Annotated in this window: 14 protein-coding genes and 3 tRNA genes; 9 read left to right on the top strand and 8 right to left on the bottom strand. The window is 69.2% G+C overall.

The window, feature by feature from the left end; translation table 11 throughout:
- Positions 1-2: 2 nt before the first annotated feature.
- The 3 genes from recB to ACEWX3_RS23625 are packed head-to-tail and all read right to left on the bottom strand — an operon-like array spanning position 3 to position 7,341.
- Positions 3-3,290: an exodeoxyribonuclease V subunit beta gene (recB, locus tag ACEWX3_RS23635; RefSeq protein ID WP_374157835.1), complete on the bottom strand. Its 3,288-nt coding sequence runs from the start codon at positions 3,288-3,290 to the stop codon at positions 3-5.
- Entirely contained in the window at positions 3,290-6,565 is a 3,276-nt protein-coding gene (gene recC, locus ACEWX3_RS23630; RefSeq protein WP_374157834.1) for an exodeoxyribonuclease V subunit gamma, read from the bottom strand. Before recC ends, recB begins: the two co-directional genes overlap by 1 nt.
- Positions 6,566-6,606: 41 nt before the next feature.
- Positions 6,607-7,341, bottom strand: a complete 735-nt coding sequence (locus ACEWX3_RS23625; protein WP_374157833.1) for a DUF3060 domain-containing protein — start codon at positions 7,339-7,341, stop codon at positions 6,607-6,609.
- 133 nt (positions 7,342-7,474) lie between these two features.
- Here ACEWX3_RS23625 and ACEWX3_RS23620 point away from each other — a divergent pair, with 133 nt between their 5' ends.
- Positions 7,475-8,578, top strand: coding sequence for an NAD(P)/FAD-dependent oxidoreductase (locus ACEWX3_RS23620; protein ID WP_207064923.1), 1,104 nt, complete (start codon positions 7,475-7,477; stop codon positions 8,576-8,578).
- Here ACEWX3_RS23620 and ACEWX3_RS23615 read toward each other — a convergent pair.
- From ACEWX3_RS23615 to ACEWX3_RS23595, 5 genes are all read right to left on the bottom strand, one after another.
- Positions 8,556-9,545 (bottom strand): magnesium transporter CorA family protein, encoded by a 990-nt coding sequence (locus tag ACEWX3_RS23615; RefSeq protein WP_374157832.1) that lies wholly within the window; start codon positions 9,543-9,545, stop codon positions 8,556-8,558. The two genes, ACEWX3_RS23620 and ACEWX3_RS23615, sit on opposite strands and share 23 nt — an antisense overlap.
- A 118-nt stretch (positions 9,546-9,663) precedes the next feature.
- Complete coding sequence (locus ACEWX3_RS23610; RefSeq protein ID WP_207064859.1) at positions 9,664-10,365, bottom strand: crotonase/enoyl-CoA hydratase family protein; 702 nt, start codon at positions 10,363-10,365, stop codon at positions 9,664-9,666.
- 75 nt (positions 10,366-10,440) lie between these two features.
- Entirely contained in the window at positions 10,441-11,475 is a 1,035-nt protein-coding gene (locus tag ACEWX3_RS23605; RefSeq protein ID WP_374157831.1) for a phospholipase effector Tle1 domain-containing protein, read from the bottom strand.
- A gap of 60 nt (positions 11,476-11,535) precedes the next feature.
- Positions 11,536-11,859 carry a DUF2510 domain-containing protein gene (locus ACEWX3_RS23600; protein ID WP_207064857.1) on the bottom strand — a complete coding sequence of 108 codons (324 nt, stop codon included), beginning with the start codon at positions 11,857-11,859 and terminating at the stop codon, positions 11,536-11,538.
- A 16-nt stretch (positions 11,860-11,875) separates the two neighbouring features.
- Positions 11,876-12,592: an MBL fold metallo-hydrolase gene (locus ACEWX3_RS23595; protein WP_374157830.1), complete on the bottom strand. Its 717-nt coding sequence runs from the start codon at positions 12,590-12,592 to the stop codon at positions 11,876-11,878.
- A gap of 202 nt (positions 12,593-12,794) precedes the next feature.
- Here ACEWX3_RS23595 and ACEWX3_RS23590 point away from each other — a divergent pair.
- From ACEWX3_RS23590 to secE, 8 genes are all read left to right on the top strand, one after another.
- A tRNA-Thr gene (locus ACEWX3_RS23590) sits at positions 12,795-12,867 on the top strand.
- Between the two features lie 51 nt (positions 12,868-12,918).
- Positions 12,919-12,992, top strand: a tRNA-Met gene (locus ACEWX3_RS23585).
- A gap of 41 nt (positions 12,993-13,033) precedes the next feature.
- Positions 13,034-13,201 carry a 50S ribosomal protein L33 gene (gene rpmG, locus ACEWX3_RS23580; RefSeq protein ID WP_003929651.1) on the top strand — a complete coding sequence of 56 codons (168 nt, stop codon included), beginning with the start codon at positions 13,034-13,036 and terminating at the stop codon, positions 13,199-13,201.
- A gap of 58 nt (positions 13,202-13,259) precedes the next feature.
- Complete coding sequence (gene hadA, locus ACEWX3_RS23575) at positions 13,260-13,739, top strand: (3R)-hydroxyacyl-ACP dehydratase subunit HadA (protein WP_207064855.1); 480 nt, start codon at positions 13,260-13,262, stop codon at positions 13,737-13,739.
- Entirely contained in the window at positions 13,726-14,154 is a 429-nt protein-coding gene (hadB, locus tag ACEWX3_RS23570) for a (3R)-hydroxyacyl-ACP dehydratase subunit HadB (protein WP_374157829.1), read from the top strand. Before hadA ends, hadB begins: the two co-directional genes overlap by 14 nt.
- 12 nt (positions 14,155-14,166) lie before the next feature.
- The gene (gene hadC / locus ACEWX3_RS23565; RefSeq protein ID WP_163673145.1) at positions 14,167-14,721 is read left to right on the top strand and encodes a (3R)-hydroxyacyl-ACP dehydratase subunit HadC; all 555 of its coding nucleotides are present in this window, start codon (positions 14,167-14,169) and stop codon (positions 14,719-14,721) included.
- Between the two features lie 167 nt (positions 14,722-14,888).
- Positions 14,889-14,961, top strand: a tRNA-Trp gene (locus ACEWX3_RS23560).
- A gap of 74 nt (positions 14,962-15,035) precedes the next feature.
- On the top strand, positions 15,036-15,503 hold the full coding sequence (gene secE / locus ACEWX3_RS23555) for a preprotein translocase subunit SecE (RefSeq protein WP_207064852.1): 468 nt from the start codon (positions 15,036-15,038) through the stop codon (positions 15,501-15,503).
- The last annotated feature ends 6 nt before the right edge of the window (positions 15,504-15,509 follow it).

The raw sequence follows: 15,509 nt of genomic DNA, 5'->3' as shown, positions 1-15,509 counted from the left end.
GTTCACCGGGTGGCTCCCGTGTGCAGCAGGTCGGACAACGCTGCCACGAGCGCGCCCGGCGGGTGCCAGCTGAACACCCCGGCGGGCACGCCGTCCTCTGTCGGGGTGGCGGGGCCGCACATTCCACGCAAGAACAGATACAACACGCCGCCGAGATGGCGCTCCGGGTCGTAACCCGGCTGCCGCCAACGCAGGAAACGATGCAGTGCAACGAGATACAGCAATGCCTGCAGGGGATAGTCGGAATGCAGCATCGCCTCGACCAGCCTGGGCTGCCGGTAGTCGGCAGCGGTGAGCGGCGCATCAGAGGTGCCGAGCCAGTTCGTCTTGTAATCCACCACCAGGTATCTGTCGTCGAGGCGAATCACCGCGTCCACCGAGCCGGTCAGATACCCACGCAACGACTGCCGCCCCAGCGGTGCGCTGCTGAGCCGCGTGGAATACCCGGCGAGTGGATCGGCGGCCGGCAGATGCGCGGCGAGCAACGCGCCCACGTCGGCGAGTCGGATGTCGGGTGTCCGGTCGCCGGCGTCACCACCGGCCAGCGGGAGCTCGAAGTCGAGTTCTGTCAGGCGATCCCGCAGACCGATCCGCCTCAGGGTGGTGTTGCCGGCCAGCGGACCCAACGGGGTGTCGTGCAGCGGCACCAGTGCGGCCGCCAATTCGTTGTCCGGCACGTCGACCGGCCACCACACCGAGTGCACCTCGACCTGCTCCGCCAGTTCGGCGGCCAGGTCGGCGGCGAACGGATCTGCGGTCTGCAGCACAGCGTGCACGAGGGTGCCGAACTTGGCCCCGGTCGGCAGTGCAGCCATCGGTGAGGGCATGTCGACGCCGGCGGCCGCCGGCGCCGGTGTCAAACCTGCCGTCTCACCCACCTCGTCGTCGAGTTCGGCGACTTCGGGTTCGCTGCTCACCCCGGCGGGCTCGACGTCGCGGATCAGCCCGGAGTACGACGTGCGCCGCCACGTGGTGTCGATCGAGCGGTGGAAATGCCGCACCGCCAAGCCGTGAGGGGACGGGATGGGCGGTGGTGCCGGGGCCGGGGTGATGACGGACTCCTCGAGCACCAGACCGCCCGCGGTTTCCCACTCGCGCAGTCTGGTCCGCGCTTCGTCATCGGTCACGCGGTCCGGACACCGGTCGGGCACCGTGGACTCCCCGGGGCCGCGGCCCCGCAGCAGACGCGAAAGCCCGCCGCTCGGCTCGTCCCACGCGGGCGCCCACCAGGCCACCAGCTGAGACTGCGCGCGGGTCATTGCGACATACGTCAGGCGGATGTGATCACCGGCCTGCTCGTGACCGCCCTGGACGGTGACCGGGTTGAAGTCGGGGCTGTCCGGGCCGCCGATGTGCAGACATCGGGTGTGGCCGTCATGGAAACCGACGAACTCCGAGTCGTGCAGCCGGCGGTTGAACCCGAACGGCAGATACACCACCGGGAACTGCAGCCCCTTGCTGGCGAACACCGTCATGATCTGCACTGCCGCCGCATCGCTGTCGAGGCGCCGGCTGTGTTCGGTGGCGCCGCGGGCCTCGCGTTGGGTGCGGAGCCAATCGCGCAGCGCCGGAAGGCCGTAGTGTTCGCGGTGCGCGGTCTCGTGCAGCAGCTGGGCGATGTGGGCGAGGTCGGTCATGTGCCGCTCACCGCCCGCATAGGACAGCACGCGGCGGCTCAGCCCGCTCTGCTGCGCCGCCTCGAAGACGGCGGCGATGCCGCGCTCGCGGGCGTGATCGGCACACTCCCGCAGCGTCTCGGTGACGCGGTCGGTCAGCTCGTCGCCGCCGCGGGCGAGGCTCTCGGCGGTCTCGCCGAAGAACCGGGTCGCGGCCGCCGCGCGCACCAGGCCGCTGCGGTGCGGCTGGTCGAATGCCTCCAGCAGGTAGAGCCAGTCGTCGGCGGCCGGCGAGCGATAGACGTCGGAGTCACCGGTGTACACGCTCGGGATTCCGGCGGCGGCGAGCGCTTCGTGACAGCGGCGGGCGTCGTCGTGCAACTCGACGATGACAGCGATGTCGCGGGCCTGGACCGGGGCGCCGTCGAACGTCGCGTCACTGCCGAGCAGCGTGGCCACGTCGGCGGCCAGGTCGGCGCAGATGTGCCGGCGCAGCTTCGCGATCGGGATCGTGCTGCCCTGACGGGTACCGAAGGTGTCGCGGCCGACGACTCTCATCCGAAACGGCTCGCCGTGGGGGGCGCCCGTCAACCGGCGGGTTTGGTGGTGGGCCGAGACCTCGCGGACCTTGATGTCGGGGTCGCCGAGTTCGGCGCCACCGAGCACCACCTGCAGGCAGTCGACCAGCGCACGATCACTGCGCCAGTTCACGCTCAGGGTGCGTTGATCAGCGGCGCCGCGGGCAGCGTCGAGGTAGGTCACGATGTCGCCGCCGCGGAAACCGTAGATGGCCTGTTTGGGGTCGCCGATGAGGATCACCGTCGACCGGCCGGAGAAGGCGCGGTCGATGACCTGCCACTGCACCGGGTCGGTGTCCTGGAATTCGTCGACCATCACGATGGACCAGCGCTGGTACATGCGGGCGCGTGCGGGGGAGTCGGGCGTGCGCAGCGCGTCGGCGAGCCGGGACAGCAGGTCGTCGTAGCTGAGGATGCCGAGCCGCCGTTTGCGCTGGTCCAGTTGGCGCAGAACGTCTTCGGCGAACATCACCCGCACGGCCGGCTCCGAACCCGGTGCGGGGTCGGTGGGCCGCAACTGCGCGTGCGGATTCCGAACCACCTCCCGGGCCAGCCGAAGCGTGTCCTTGCGGGTCAGCACCGGTTCGCCCGGCGCCGCCCCGAAGTGCGCCAGGTACAGGTCATCGACGATCTCGGTGACCAGGTCGTCGAGGCTTTCGACGAGCGTCACCCCCGCGTCGGTGTCCCCGGCGACGCCCAGCGATCTGAGCACCAGATGGCAGAACTGGTGGGTGGTCGCGATCGTCGCGGCGTCGAAACCGGCGAGCGCATCACGCAGACGTTCCCGGCGCGCGGCGAGGTCGGCCGGCGACCCGTCGACGATGTGGCGGACGACGTCATTGTGGGTCGGATCGTGGGGATGATCGAGCGCATGCAGAGTGTCCAGGACGGCCCGGCGCACCCGCTCCCGCAACTCCTGGCTGGCCGCCCTTGAAAACGTGATCAGCAGCATCTCGTCCAATGTGGCCACGCCCTCGGCGAGGTAGCGGGTCACCAGGCCGGCCAGCGCGAAAGTCTTTCCCGTGCCGGCGCTGGCTTCCAGCACCGTCGTCGAGCAGGCGGCGGGCAGTGGCCCCAGCAGATCGAACCGTTGCATCAGTGTCCGGTCCTCTCGGCACGCAGCAGCGGTGACCACAGCCGTGCCGCGTAAGCACCGAGCCGGGTGCGTTCGCCGTCGAACTCCTCGCCGTCTCGCACCGGCTCGAGCAGGACGTCCAACGGTGCGCCCACGCCCCAAACCCGTTGCACGGCGGGCTCGTCCCTGTCCCACTTCCACTTCGCGGCGGCGTCGCGTTCGGGCAACCCGGCGGTGTGGCGTGCCTCCGCCCAGGCATAGGACGTCTTGACCGGCAGCGGCAGCGGCTCCCTGCGGCCGGCGTCGTAGATGGCGACCAGATCTGTCAGCACGGCGACCGCGTCGGCGGGCGCGCCCAGCAGCCGTTGCACGGGTTCGTGCCCTCGCCGGCCTCGGCCGATCACCAGCGCGGTCCAGTCACCGCCGGGATGGCACGCCGCCAATGCCAGCAGCGCGAGCCACGGTTCCAGTAGATGACGACCGTCGAGTTTGGAGTAGGTCACCTCGACGATGCGCTGCCCGTGCACCCCGGGCACCGTGCCGGTGAGCCGGCGACCGCCGCCGAGCTGCAGGTCGATGTCGAAGGCGCGGGGTTGTGAGTCGCGGTGTGGCTGTGCGGCGGTGGCGAGCTGAGCCGCCTGGTCGCGCAGCTCCTGCGCTTTGCGCCAACCCAGCCGCCCGGGCGGCAGAGAGCCGCGCCGCCACTCCATCTGGCGTGCCCGGTCGGGCGGATGACCGCGCAGCATGTCCTGCAACATCCGATCTCCGACGACCCACTCCTGCAACGCGTCGATCTCCACGGGTATCGCGTCGGCCACGCCGTCGACGTCCCACGGCAGCGTGTAGTCCAGCGCGCGGAAGAACCCCTTCACCGGGTCTTTGACGAACGCGGTCAGCTCGCTCAGCGCGACGTCCGCGGCAAGCGGTGCGGTCACCGGTCCGCTCAGGAAGCCGGGCTCGGGGCCGCGGTCCGTCGAGGCGGCCTCGGCCGCTGTCAACGCGGTCGGGTCGAATGTGAACGGCGTGTCGGCCGGCATGCCGAGTGCACCGCGGGTCACGTTGCGAACATCGAAGGGCTGCAACGGATGCCGGATGACGATGCGGTCGCTGACCGGCTCAGGGGTGGTCCCGTCCAGCGCGTCGAGCAGCTCCACGAGCGGAACGGCGGGCGGACGGTGGGCGCCGCTGTACTCGTTGGCGCCGGTATAGGTGATCACCAGCCGTTCGGTCGCCGAACAGATCGCGTCGAGGAGCAGCTGGCGGTCCTCGGAACGCGGATCGCGCTCACCGGTCAGCGGATCGCGGGCCAGCACGTCATCACCGTCGACGACACCGGAGCGCGGGAACACGCCGTCGTCGAGACCGACCAGGCACACCACGCGGTGCGGTACGGCGCGCATCGGCACCATCGTGCACACCGTGAGCGTGCCGGTGCGGAAGTTGGCCCGGGTCGGCCGTCCGCTCAGCTGGCGCCTCAGCAGGGCCCGCACATCGGGCAGCCGCAACACCGTCTCGGCCCGCGGGCCCGCATCGGCCAGGATGGTGGCGAGCTCACGCTCCAATTGCGAAGCCTGCCAGGCATTGTCGTCGTCGACCGTGGTCAGCGATGCGACGCCGTCAGACACCGCGGTCAGCCACTGCCGCAGCGGCTTCGTCCCCGACAAGGCCTGCACCGTGGCCTGCAGCCGCGCGACGAACTCGGCCAACCGGCCTGCCAGTTCGACACGGTTGCTGCTCACGTCGTCCAACGGCAGCGTGGTGTCCAGCCACGCCTGCGAATCGTCGGACATCGCCACCCCGGCCAGAATGCGGTCGATGCCGAAACGCCAGGTGTTGTGGATGAATTCGCCGACTCCGAACGGTTCGCGGTGCGTCGAGTCGAAACCCCAGCGGATGTTGGCCTCGCGCACCCAGGCCGTCACGGCGTCGAGGTCGTCGTCGGTGAACCCGAAGCGGGCCCGCACCGGCGCCGCCACGGCCACATCGAGCACCTCACTGGCGGTGGCCCGGCCCGCGGCCAGGGCGAGCAGCTGCCCGGCCAGACCCAGCAGCGGGTTGGTCTGGACCAGCGCCCGGTCGGCGAGCCGCACCCGCAGGTGATGCGCCGGGTGGGGATCGCCCACCACCTCACCGAGCCCGAACCCGGCCACGATCAGCGGCGCGTAGGTCTCGATGTCGGGGCACATGACCAGGATGTCGCGGGGCTGCAGCGACGGGTCGTCGGCCAGCAACCCCAACAGCACCTCGCGCAGGACGTCGACCTGCCGGGCGGCGCCGTGACAGCTGTGCACCTGCACCGAACGGTCATCTGTTGCGAGCGATCGGCCTTCGGGGCGAACGGCGTTGGCGGCGATGTCGGACTGCAGCCAGCCCAGCAGCGTGTCCGGGCGGGCCCCAGCCGGGCGGTGCTCGTCGGTGGCGCGCTCGGCGGGCAGGATGCGTTGCAGCTCTCTGGTGTCGCGGCCCAGTGTCACCAGAAGGGGATGTGCGGCGCCACGATGGCTGGTGTCGGCCCGGCGCGGCACCGCACCGCACACCTCGGTCAGTCGATCCCACAGCGCACCGCTCGGATGTGGCAGCCACAGATGCAGGTCATGGTGCACCGACAGCGCCTCGAGCAGTTCCAGGTCGGTCCGGGGCAGTCGGGTGTGACCGAACAACGACACCCGGGCGGGCAGATCGCCGGGCGCGGTGCGCAACCGGGCCACGGCCCGGGCATGCCGCACGTGCGGCGGGTCGTCGGCAATGCGGTCGACCAGCTCGCGCCACAGCTGCGGCTGCCACTGCAGATCGGCCCCCAGCTCCCCGGTGTCACCGTCGAGCCAGTCGATCAACAGCTGCGGGCGTTGCCGGGCATACGAATCGAACAACCCGGCCAGCCGGCGCGCCACCGCATAGCGGCGACCCAACCGCAGTTCACGTTCCTCACCACTGTCGAAGTGCCCGAGATGGGCGGCCAGCGTCGCGCACCAGGGTGCGTCGAGACCGGCGTCGATGACCTCTAGCAACGGCCACACCAACGCGTCCGGTGCCCACAGATCCTCGTCACCGGTGCCGGTCAGTTCGGCGAGCAGCGAACGTGGGTGACGAAACGTCACCCCGGCGCAGACGCCGTCGCCGCCGGGGCCGGCGCCCAAGACATGGGACAGACGCTGACTGAGCCAACGCTCCATGCCGCGCGCCGACACCAACACGAGATCCTCGGCGAACGGATCGGCCAGAGGGGCGGCCAGCACGTCACCGAGTCCGTCGGCGAGCAGATCGGTGCGGTCGGCCCGATGGAGATGAAGCGCCATCGCCGTTCACAGTACGGTCACCCCGCGCGGCGGCGACCGGCTCAGCCCGATTCCACCACGTTGCCGAGGCCGGAGTTACCGATCTGCGGCTCGCCGCGGGCATAGGTGACGCGGTTGTCGAAACCCGAGGCGGTGATGCTCTGCGCGAACTCCACCGTCACGACGTTGTCGAACCCCGAGACCGTGACCACCGCGCACTCACCTCGGATGTCGACCGAGTTGCGCATCCCGCTGACACTGACCGCGCCGCCGGCGCAGACCACGCTGCGCTGTTCATCGATGCCGCTGACGCTCAGCGACTGGCCAGCGACGACGGTGGGGGCTGGATCGGCCTCGACGGTGCGCGGCTCGCGCGGCTCGGCGACGGGCGTGTCGAGCCGCCCGCCGCCGCCCGCGATCGTGGGCGTGCCGGGACCGTCGGTCCCGGGTCCGGCGGTCCGGGCGACGTGCACGGCGAGCAACGCCGCCATTCCGATCACGACCACCCCGAGGATGGTCAGCGGTAGCACCCACAGCAGTCTGCTGCTCTTGCGCACCACATGCTGAGGCGGCGAATAGTACGGCGAACCCCACTGCGGACCGGACGGCGGAGGCGCCGACCACGGCGGGGGCTGGACATGGCCCGGGACGTCCTGATGCCAATACTGCGGACCTGATCCGTCAGAGGGGGGTGCCGATCGATACGGTCGGGTGCCCAGTTCGCTGGCGTCGGCCTGCTGGGCAAGCGGGCGCTCGAGGTCGCGGATGCGCGCCTCGGGGTCCCCGTCCGGCTCCATGCGCAGATGGTTGCACACCGATCGTCGCTGCTCAACGGTTGTTCGGCCGACGTGCCGACGGCCGATCTGACCAAACGCTGACCTCCACGCAGCGTCAGGGTTCGCCGCATCGGTGCGGTGGTATTCCTCCGACATGGTGGCGGCAGGTCTGGTGGCCATCGGCAGTGGTCCTGCCGGTGTCAGCGCGGCGGAGACGTTCCGCGCCCGGCACCGCGGCATTCCTGTGCGCATCCTGTCCAGCGACCCCGCCCTGCCCTACGCCAAACCGCCGCTGAGCAAGCAGTTCCTGTGCGGGCGGCCCGCCGACCTCGATCTGCACAGTGAGGGCTGGTTCGAGCGCAACCGCATCGACCTGCTGCGCGGTGTGACGGTGCAGCGCATCGACGTCGACGCCCAGGAGGTCGTCACCGCGGGCGGTGCCCGCTACCCCTACTGGCATCTGGTGATCGCCTCCGGTGCCGCCCCGGTACCACCGGCCGTGCCCGGCGGCCGCACCGCGCAGCCGCTGCGCTCGTTCGCCGATGCGGTGGCGTTGAAGATGGCGGCACGGCACGCCGGCACCGCCGTGGTGATCGGCGCGGGTCTGATCGGCTGTGAGGCCGCGGGCTGCCTCGCCGCGCTCGGAGTGGCCACCACCGTCGTCGCGCCCGAACCGGTGCCGCTGCTGCGACGATTCGGTGTCGACGTCGGCGAGCGGGTGGTCAAGATGCTCTTCGACGCCGGGGTGCGCTTCGTCGGATCGGCCGATGTCACGGCGGTCGTGGAGTCGGGCGTGGTCCTCGCCGGCGGTGAGAGTGTCGACGGGGACGTCGTGGTGGCGGCGACCGGCGTGCGGCCCGACGTGCGGCTCGCCGCCGAAGCCGGCCTGACCATCCGCGCCGGACGGATCGTCGTCGACGAGCAGATGCGCACGTCGGCGCGCAACATCTACGCCGCCGGCGATGTCACGCTGGCCTACAACGTCGCCGCCGGCCGACAGGTCGTCTCCGAGCACTGGCGCGACGCGGCCCTGCAGGGACGCGTCGCCGGCCTGACCGCCGCCGGGGTCCCCGCACAATGGGACACCGCAAGCGGGTTCTCGTGCACGATAGGCACATCCCGGTTGGCCTACCGCGGCTGGGGAGGCCCGTACGAGCGATGCCGTGTGGTGGACCAGCGCGACGGCTTCGTCGCGACCTACCACGACGGCGGCGACATCGTGGGGCGGCTGGTCGCTACAACCAGTCCCGTTTCCTGAACATCACGAACAGCACGATCACCAACAGCACGATCACCGCCGAGCTGGTGACGAAACCGCCGACCGTGTCGATGCCCGGATAGACGACGTTCTGGCCGTAGAAGCCGGTGATCGCGGTGGGCACGGCGATGATCGCGGCCCATCCGGTGAGCTTCTTCATCACCACGTTCAGGCGGGCGTCCTGCATCGACAGGTTCGTCTCGAACACCGTGGTGACCATGTCGCGCAGCGACTCCGTCCACTCCGAGGCGCGCAGCACGTGGTCGTAGAGATCGGCGTAGACCGGGTCGAGCTCGGGAGCCGTCTTGGCGTCCATCCGGCGGTGCTGGATCACCGTGACCACTTCGCGCATCGGCAGCACCACGCGGCGCAACGCGACCAGGTCTTTGCGCAACTGAAATGTCCTGCGCTGCAGGTCTGCCCGGGCCGACCCGTCGAACAAATCGTCCTCCAGGCCCTCGATGCCGTCATCGAGGGCCTGGACCGCGTCGAAGTGACCGTCGACGATGACGTCGAGCAGCCCGTGCACGAGCGAGCCGACCCCGTGCTCCTGACCGCCGAGCTCGTCGAATCGGCGTGAGACGGTGTCGATGTCGAAGTGCGGCGACAGTCGCACCGTGATCAGGCCGCGGGGCAGCACGAACCCGGAGATGCGGTGGATCTCCAGGGTGGACTCCGACATGTCCTCCGGCGCCGGCGACTTGACCGTCACGCCGTAGACGGTGAAGAACGTGTGCGTCTTGTAGACGACGGCCTTGGTGCGTTCGGCGTCGGCGAGCGCATCCTCGACCGCCCACGCATTGAGGGCGAGCTCCTCGGCCAGGTCGGTGAGGATCTCGTGGTCCGGGTCGTAGATGTCGCACCACACCAACGTGTCCGCGGCGGCCAGGCAGTCCGATATCTCGCTGAAGACGAAGTCGTCGACGGGTTTGCCGTGCCGCCACACCCGACCGCGCACATGTGTCACCGCATCATCATCGCCGACGCTGCCGGGGCTGGGCGCGCTGTGTGAGAAGTCAGGGCTGCGATCGGGCCTGCGATCACAGCCAGGAATCCTATTCCGCGTGGGCCCAGCCCGCCGATACCTAGCCGAGCGTGAACTCCTGGGCCAGGCCGTCGATTCCGGCCCGGATCGCCTTCAGTGCGTTCTCCCGCGCCTTGAGTTTGGTGGCCAGATGAGCCCCGGCGTTCAGCGTCGTGGCCGCCTCCTGGGCCACCTGCTGGGCCCGGGACAGGACCTGATCGGCGTCGACGATCTCGTCGAGCCAGCCCGCCGCGATCGCCTCGTCCCCGACATAGGTCGATGCCAGGGCCGTGGCGCGCTGGAACGCCGCCGGCGTCAACCGCATCCGCATCATCTCGATGGCCGAGATCGGGATGGTCATGCCGATCGCCACCTCGATGGCCTGGCATCGCGACTTCGGGCCGCCGACGCGGTGATCGGCCGAGCACAGCAGAAACGAGCCCATCGCGATGGCCGGCCCGGTCGCGGCGATGATCACCGGCACCGGGAAGGTCAACGTCCGCACCGCCAGCTCGAACCCGCCCGAGAGCATGCCCAGCGCTGCCGCCGGATCACCGGACTGGAAGACCGCCAGGTCGAACCCGCCGCTGAACACCCGCGAGTTTCCCGCCAGCACCACGGCCTTGGCGGAGTCGGCCTCGGCCCGGTCCAGCGCTTCGTTGATGGCGCTCTGCATGGCGGGCCCGAGGACGTTGACCTTGCCGTCGTCCAGAGCGATGGTCGCCACGGAGTCCGCGAGTTCGTAGGAAACGATGCCGGTCATGGTCCTCCTGTCGGGTTCAGCCGGACCGAACGTAGCAGCGTTCTCGCCGTCGGCGCCCCCGGGGTGACGAGCCGTTCAGCCAGAACCCACCAGCTGCGGTCCACGCACCTCCACCGGATCCGCCAGCCGTTCGGCGCGGGCGGCCCATTCCGGGTCGGCCCACACGAAGTGGGCCGGCAACCGCCGCCAATAGGACGGATGTGCCCGCAGGTAGGTCTGCACACTCGCGTGGACTGCCGCGCCGGCGGGCACACGGGCGCCGGGCAGCGGACGCAGATGAGTGGGGGCGATGTCGGCGAGATCCGGCGCCAGCGCGCCGTGGGCCCGGACTGACGGATCGATCACTATGCCGGCGCGAACCGCGCCGTCGAGCACCCAGTCCAGGGACAGCTCGGCCAGCGCCGCGCAGGCGTGCGGGCCGCCCGCCACGTCGCAGTGCGCTCCGCGGAACCAGACCTCTTCGATGCCAGGCGAGTCGGGACCGACAGTCGGGGCGAGCGAGTGGGCGCTGCCGTCGATGGCGCGGGCGTGACGCGCGGCGCGCACAGAGGGCAGCGTCTCGAGAGCGCCCGCCCGCGGGGTACCGGGGACGGGCGTGCTGTCCCACAGACCCAGATACTGCACCTCGACGGCGACGTCGTCGCCCCCGGAGATCTGGCTCGCCAGTTCCCGCACCCGCTGCCAGTCCGACGGTTCGCGCGGCGTGCGCGGCACGGCGTAGGTGGCCAGCACGTACTGGCGGAACTCGGCGGTCGTCCACCCGGTCAGCTCGGCGGCGCGCACGACGCCCACGGCGCCGAGGAGGCGGGCCAGGGCCTGGGCGCACGCGGCTCCGCGTCCGGACCCGAACAGGAAGAGGCGGTCGCCGGGCGACCAACGCTCCACGAGCACGGTGTAGGCCGCGGCGACGCGGGCGCGCGCCGAGTCCAGGTGCGTACGGCGGGACGTGAACCGGTGGACGTCGGTGGGGCAGGGACACCACCACACCAACTGCTGGTCGTCGGCGACGAGCAGCTCGGTCAGCGCGGCGGCATTGGTGGCAACACCCGGCGAGGTTCCCGGGCCGCGCCGATCACGGACACGGTCGAAACACAGCGCGATGTTCTTCACGAAGACCCCCGACGTGAGACTGCTGACGGCGCCGGGTCCTACTTTGCCAGAACGGCCTGCTCAGCGGGCGATTCCGGGCAGATCGACCGCTGCGGGGACGGCGGTGTCCCGGGGCGCGGCGGCGGGGACGATCATCGAGGTGTCCCCGACGCTGCATGCCGCGTAGATGATCAGCGCGAGCAGCACCGCCAGCAGCCCCAGACAGATGACCAGATACCGCACCAGCAAGGTGTGCCTGCCGTCGTCGAGTGCGGGCCGCGGAGGCGCTGGGGCTGCCCGGTACCCGGTCCAGGTGTGGCCGTCCCAGTAACGGTGCCCACCCGACCCGTTCGGGTCGGGATACCAGCCGGCAGACACGTGCGGCTGGTCCTCATCGGGCGGCATCACCGCTTTCTCCGGATCAGCCGCCCATCAGCATGCGCCACTGGTCCAGGTTGCCCGCCCGGTAGACGTAGTTGCTGCCGCGCACCTCCGACAGTGCGGCGCTCGGCTCCGCCGAGTACCAGTGGCCGGGGAACACGGTCGGGTCACCGGGCAGGCGCGCCAGCGCCTGCAGGCTGCGGAACATGTCGTCGACGTTGCCGCCGGGGAAGTCGGTGCGGCCGCAACCCTCCAGGAACAGGGTGTCGCCGGCGACCAGCCGACCGTCGAGCAGGAAGCACTGGCTGCCCGGCGTGTGGCCCGGGGTGTGCAGCAGCTCGATGTCGATGTCGCCGACCAGAACCCTGTCACCGTGTTCGTGCGCGGTCAGCTCGCTGCGTGCGATCCCGGTGACCTTGGCCACCCAGTCGGCCTCGTGGACGTTGACGTGCACCGGGACGCTGACCCGCTCGAGCAGCTCAGCCAGCCCCTTCAACGTGAACCCCATCATCGAGCCACCGACGTGGTCGGGGTGGTGGTGGGTCACCAACACCCCGGACAGGTGCATGCCGTCGGCCTCGAGGACGTCCACGAGATCCTGCGCCGCGTAGGCGGGATCCACCACGACGGTGTCACCGGTCTGCCGGTCCCCGATCAGGTAGGCGAAGTTGCGCATCTGCTGGGCGATCATGTCGCCGGCCGCGAAGTCGCGGCCCGACAGCAGCTGCCGGAAGTAGAGACGCTCGGTGTCGGCCATACCGGCCAGCGTATGCATCCGCGGGGCGCCGAATCGAGATCAGGGTCGCCCGGCGCACGGAACGAAACGATGGCCCCCGCTCGGGCGAATGGGCGCCGACAGCCCGATCACCCGCCCGAAGAGCGGCAACGACCAGCGGTTTGGCGCCTGAAACCGGGAGAATGTACCCTCTTTAAGGCCCGCCACTCGACGGTGGGTCGCGGCCCCCTTAGCTCAGTCGGCAGAGCGTTTCCATGGTAAGGAAAAGGTCAACGGTTCGATTCCGTTAGGGGGCTCGGTGGAAAAGGGCGGAGCGACGCGAAAGCGCCCAGCCCGGATCCGGCCGGGGCGGTGTAGCTCAGCTGGTTAGAGCGCACGACTCATAATCGTGAGGTCGGGGGATCGAGCCCCCCCACCGCTACAGACCTGTGCACTGAACGTAGAAGAAGAAGGACGACTGACGTGGCCTCCAGTACCGACGTACGGCCGAAGATCACTTTGGCCTGCGAGGTGTGCAAGCACCGCAACTACATCACCAAGAAGAACCGCCGTAACGATCCCGACCGCCTGGAGATCAAGAAGTTCTGCCCCAACTGCGGCAAGCACCAGGCTCACAAAGAGTCGCGCTGAGCGAACCGGCCGGGTCCATCTCGCGATGGCCGGGGCCGACTAGGTAGGTTCATCACCCGTGTCCTTTCTGGATGACTTCGTCGGAGCGCACTTTCGCTATCCCGACCACTACGTCGTGGGCCGCGAGAAGATCCGGGAGTACGCGACCGCGGTCAAGAACGACGACGCCGCCTTCTTCGACGACGCAGCGGCCGGCGAACTGGGATACGACGCCTTGCCTGCCCCGCTGACGTTCATCTCGGTGTTCGGCTATCAGGCGCAGTCGGCGATGTTCGCGGCCAACAACATCGCGATCAGCGACGCGCAGATCGTCCAGGTCGACCAGTCGCTCAAGTTCGTCAGGCCGATCAAGGCCGGCGACAAGCTGTACTGCGACGTGTGGATCGACTCGATCCGCAAGGCGCACGGCACCGACATCATCGTCACCAAGAACATCGTCAGCAACGAGAACGGCGATGTCGTCCAGGAGTCCTACACCACCCTTGCTGGACGCAGCGAAGAAGACGGAGAGAGTGGCTTTTCACATGGCACTGCGTGAGTTCGGTTCGGTCAATGTGGGCGATCAATTGCCCGAGAAGGTCATCACCCTGACGCGGGCCGACCTGGTCAACTACGCCGGCGTGTCCGGCGATCTGAACCCGATCCACTGGGACGACGACATCGCCAAGCAGGTCGGTCTCGACACCGCGATCGCCCACGGCATGTTGACGATGGGTCTCGGCGGCGGATACGTGACCTCGTGGGTCGGTGACCCCGGTGCCGTCACCGAGTACAACGTGCGCTTCACCGCCGTCGTGCCGGTGCCCAACGACGGCAAGGGCGCCGAGATCGTCTTCAACGGCCGCGTGAAGTCCACTGATCCGGAGTCCAAGTCGGTGACGATCGCGTTGACCGCGACCGCCGGCGGCAAGAAGATCTTCGGTCGCGCCGTCGCCGTCGCGAAGCTGGCGTAGGCGGGCACGGACATGGCACTGAAAACAGACATCCGCGGGATGGTCTGGAAGTATCCGGACACCTTCGTCGTCGGCCGCGAGCAGATCCGCCAGTACGCCGCATCGGTGAAGGCGTTCGATCCGGGTTCGCACGACGTCACCGCCGCTTCGGACCTGGGTCACGACGGATTGGTCGCCCCGCCGACGTTCATGTCGATCTTCGCGGTGATGATCCAACGGCATTTCTTCCAGCACGTCGACGTCGGCTTCGAAACGCTGCAGATCATCCAGGTCGACCAGAAGTTCCTGTTCCACCGCCCCATCAAGGAGGGTGACCGGCTCGACGGCACGATGCACGTCCAGACCGTCGACGAGCGCTTCGGCGCCGACATCGTCACCACTCGCAACGTGCTGACCGACCACACCGGCGAGATCGTGATGGAGTCGTTCACCACGCTGATGGGCCACGAAGGTGACAATTCGATCTCGGCAGGGTGGGATCCCGAGACGGGGCAGGTGGTGCGCAAACCGGTCGCCCGCGAAGCCGAGACGAGTGAGAGCGGCGAGGAAGCCGGCGTCGCGGATTAGTAACTCGGTGGCCCGGCGCGCTACACTCGGACCTCGGGGTTTTCCCAGTTGAGCGCGCTGTCCGTCGGGCCTTGATCGACCGAACGGGGAGCGCGCGAATTGTGTGGGCCCCGGCGCCGGACAACGGTGTTGGCTCCGTATGGCAGGGTCAGCGGTGTGGTCCATGAAGGGGCGTAGCTCAACTGGCAGAGCAGCGGTCTCCAAAACCGCAGGTTGCAGGTTCAAGTCCTGTCGCCCCTGCTCAACTGGATACTCGACAAGTGTGGACACTGGAAGGTGACGCACACGACCGACGATCAGAGAAGGAAGCAGCGGTGAGCGACGAGCGCGACGGTGCAGGCTCAGCCGGCACCGACAGCGGCGCAGCGACGGGCGCGGCGACCGACGACGGTGACAACCGCAGCCATTCCGCGCTGGTGACCCGCCCGCAGCGGCCCACCGGCAAGCGGTCGCGGCGCGTGGTCGACACCCAGACCGACGACGTCGAGGACAAACCCGACACCGAAAGCGGCAGCTCGAAGGACGACGGGTCCAAGAACGGCTCGAAGGCGGTGAAGAAGACCGCTCGCAAGCCGCAGGACGGTCCGTCGAGCAACCCGATCACCTACGTCGTGAACTTCCTCAAGGAGGTCGTCGGCGAGCTGCGGAAGGTCATCTGGCCGAACCGCAAGCAGATGGTCAACTACACGACCGTCGTGCTGGTCTTCCTGGCCTTCATGGTGGCGATGATCGGATTCGCCGACCTGGGCCTGGGCAAGCTCGTGATGCTGGTTTTCGGCTGACGTAGT

Source organism: Mycobacterium sp. G7A2, assembly GCF_041902445.1.
Classification (GTDB): domain Bacteria; phylum Actinomycetota; class Actinomycetes; order Mycobacteriales; family Mycobacteriaceae; genus Mycobacterium.
Note: the sequence above shows the minus strand (reverse complement) of the source record. Positions and strands in the feature narration are given on the sequence as shown.

Coding starts and splice junctions, on each gene's coding strand:
- hadC (WP_163673145.1), top strand. CDS start 14,167: ATGGCACTGAAAACAGACATCCGCGGGATGGTCTGGAAGTATCCGGAC.
- recB (WP_374157835.1), bottom strand. CDS start 3,290: ATGCAACGGTTCGATCTGCTGGGGCCACTGCCCGCCGCCTGCTCGACG.
- ACEWX3_RS23610 (WP_207064859.1), bottom strand. CDS start 10,365: ATGACCGGCATCGTTTCCTACGAACTCGCGGACTCCGTGGCGACCATC.
- ACEWX3_RS23620 (WP_207064923.1), top strand. CDS start 7,475: ATGGTGGCGGCAGGTCTGGTGGCCATCGGCAGTGGTCCTGCCGGTGTC.
- hadB (WP_374157829.1), top strand. CDS start 13,726: ATGGCACTGCGTGAGTTCGGTTCGGTCAATGTGGGCGATCAATTGCCC.
- ACEWX3_RS23595 (WP_374157830.1), bottom strand. CDS start 12,592: ATGGCCGACACCGAGCGTCTCTACTTCCGGCAGCTGCTGTCGGGCCGC.
- ACEWX3_RS23625 (WP_374157833.1), bottom strand. CDS start 7,341: ATGGAGCCGGACGGGGACCCCGAGGCGCGCATCCGCGACCTCGAGCGC.
- ACEWX3_RS23600 (WP_207064857.1), bottom strand. CDS start 11,859: ATGCCGCCCGATGAGGACCAGCCGCACGTGTCTGCCGGCTGGTATCCC.
- recC (WP_374157834.1), bottom strand. CDS start 6,565: ATGGCGCTTCATCTCCATCGGGCCGACCGCACCGATCTGCTCGCCGAC.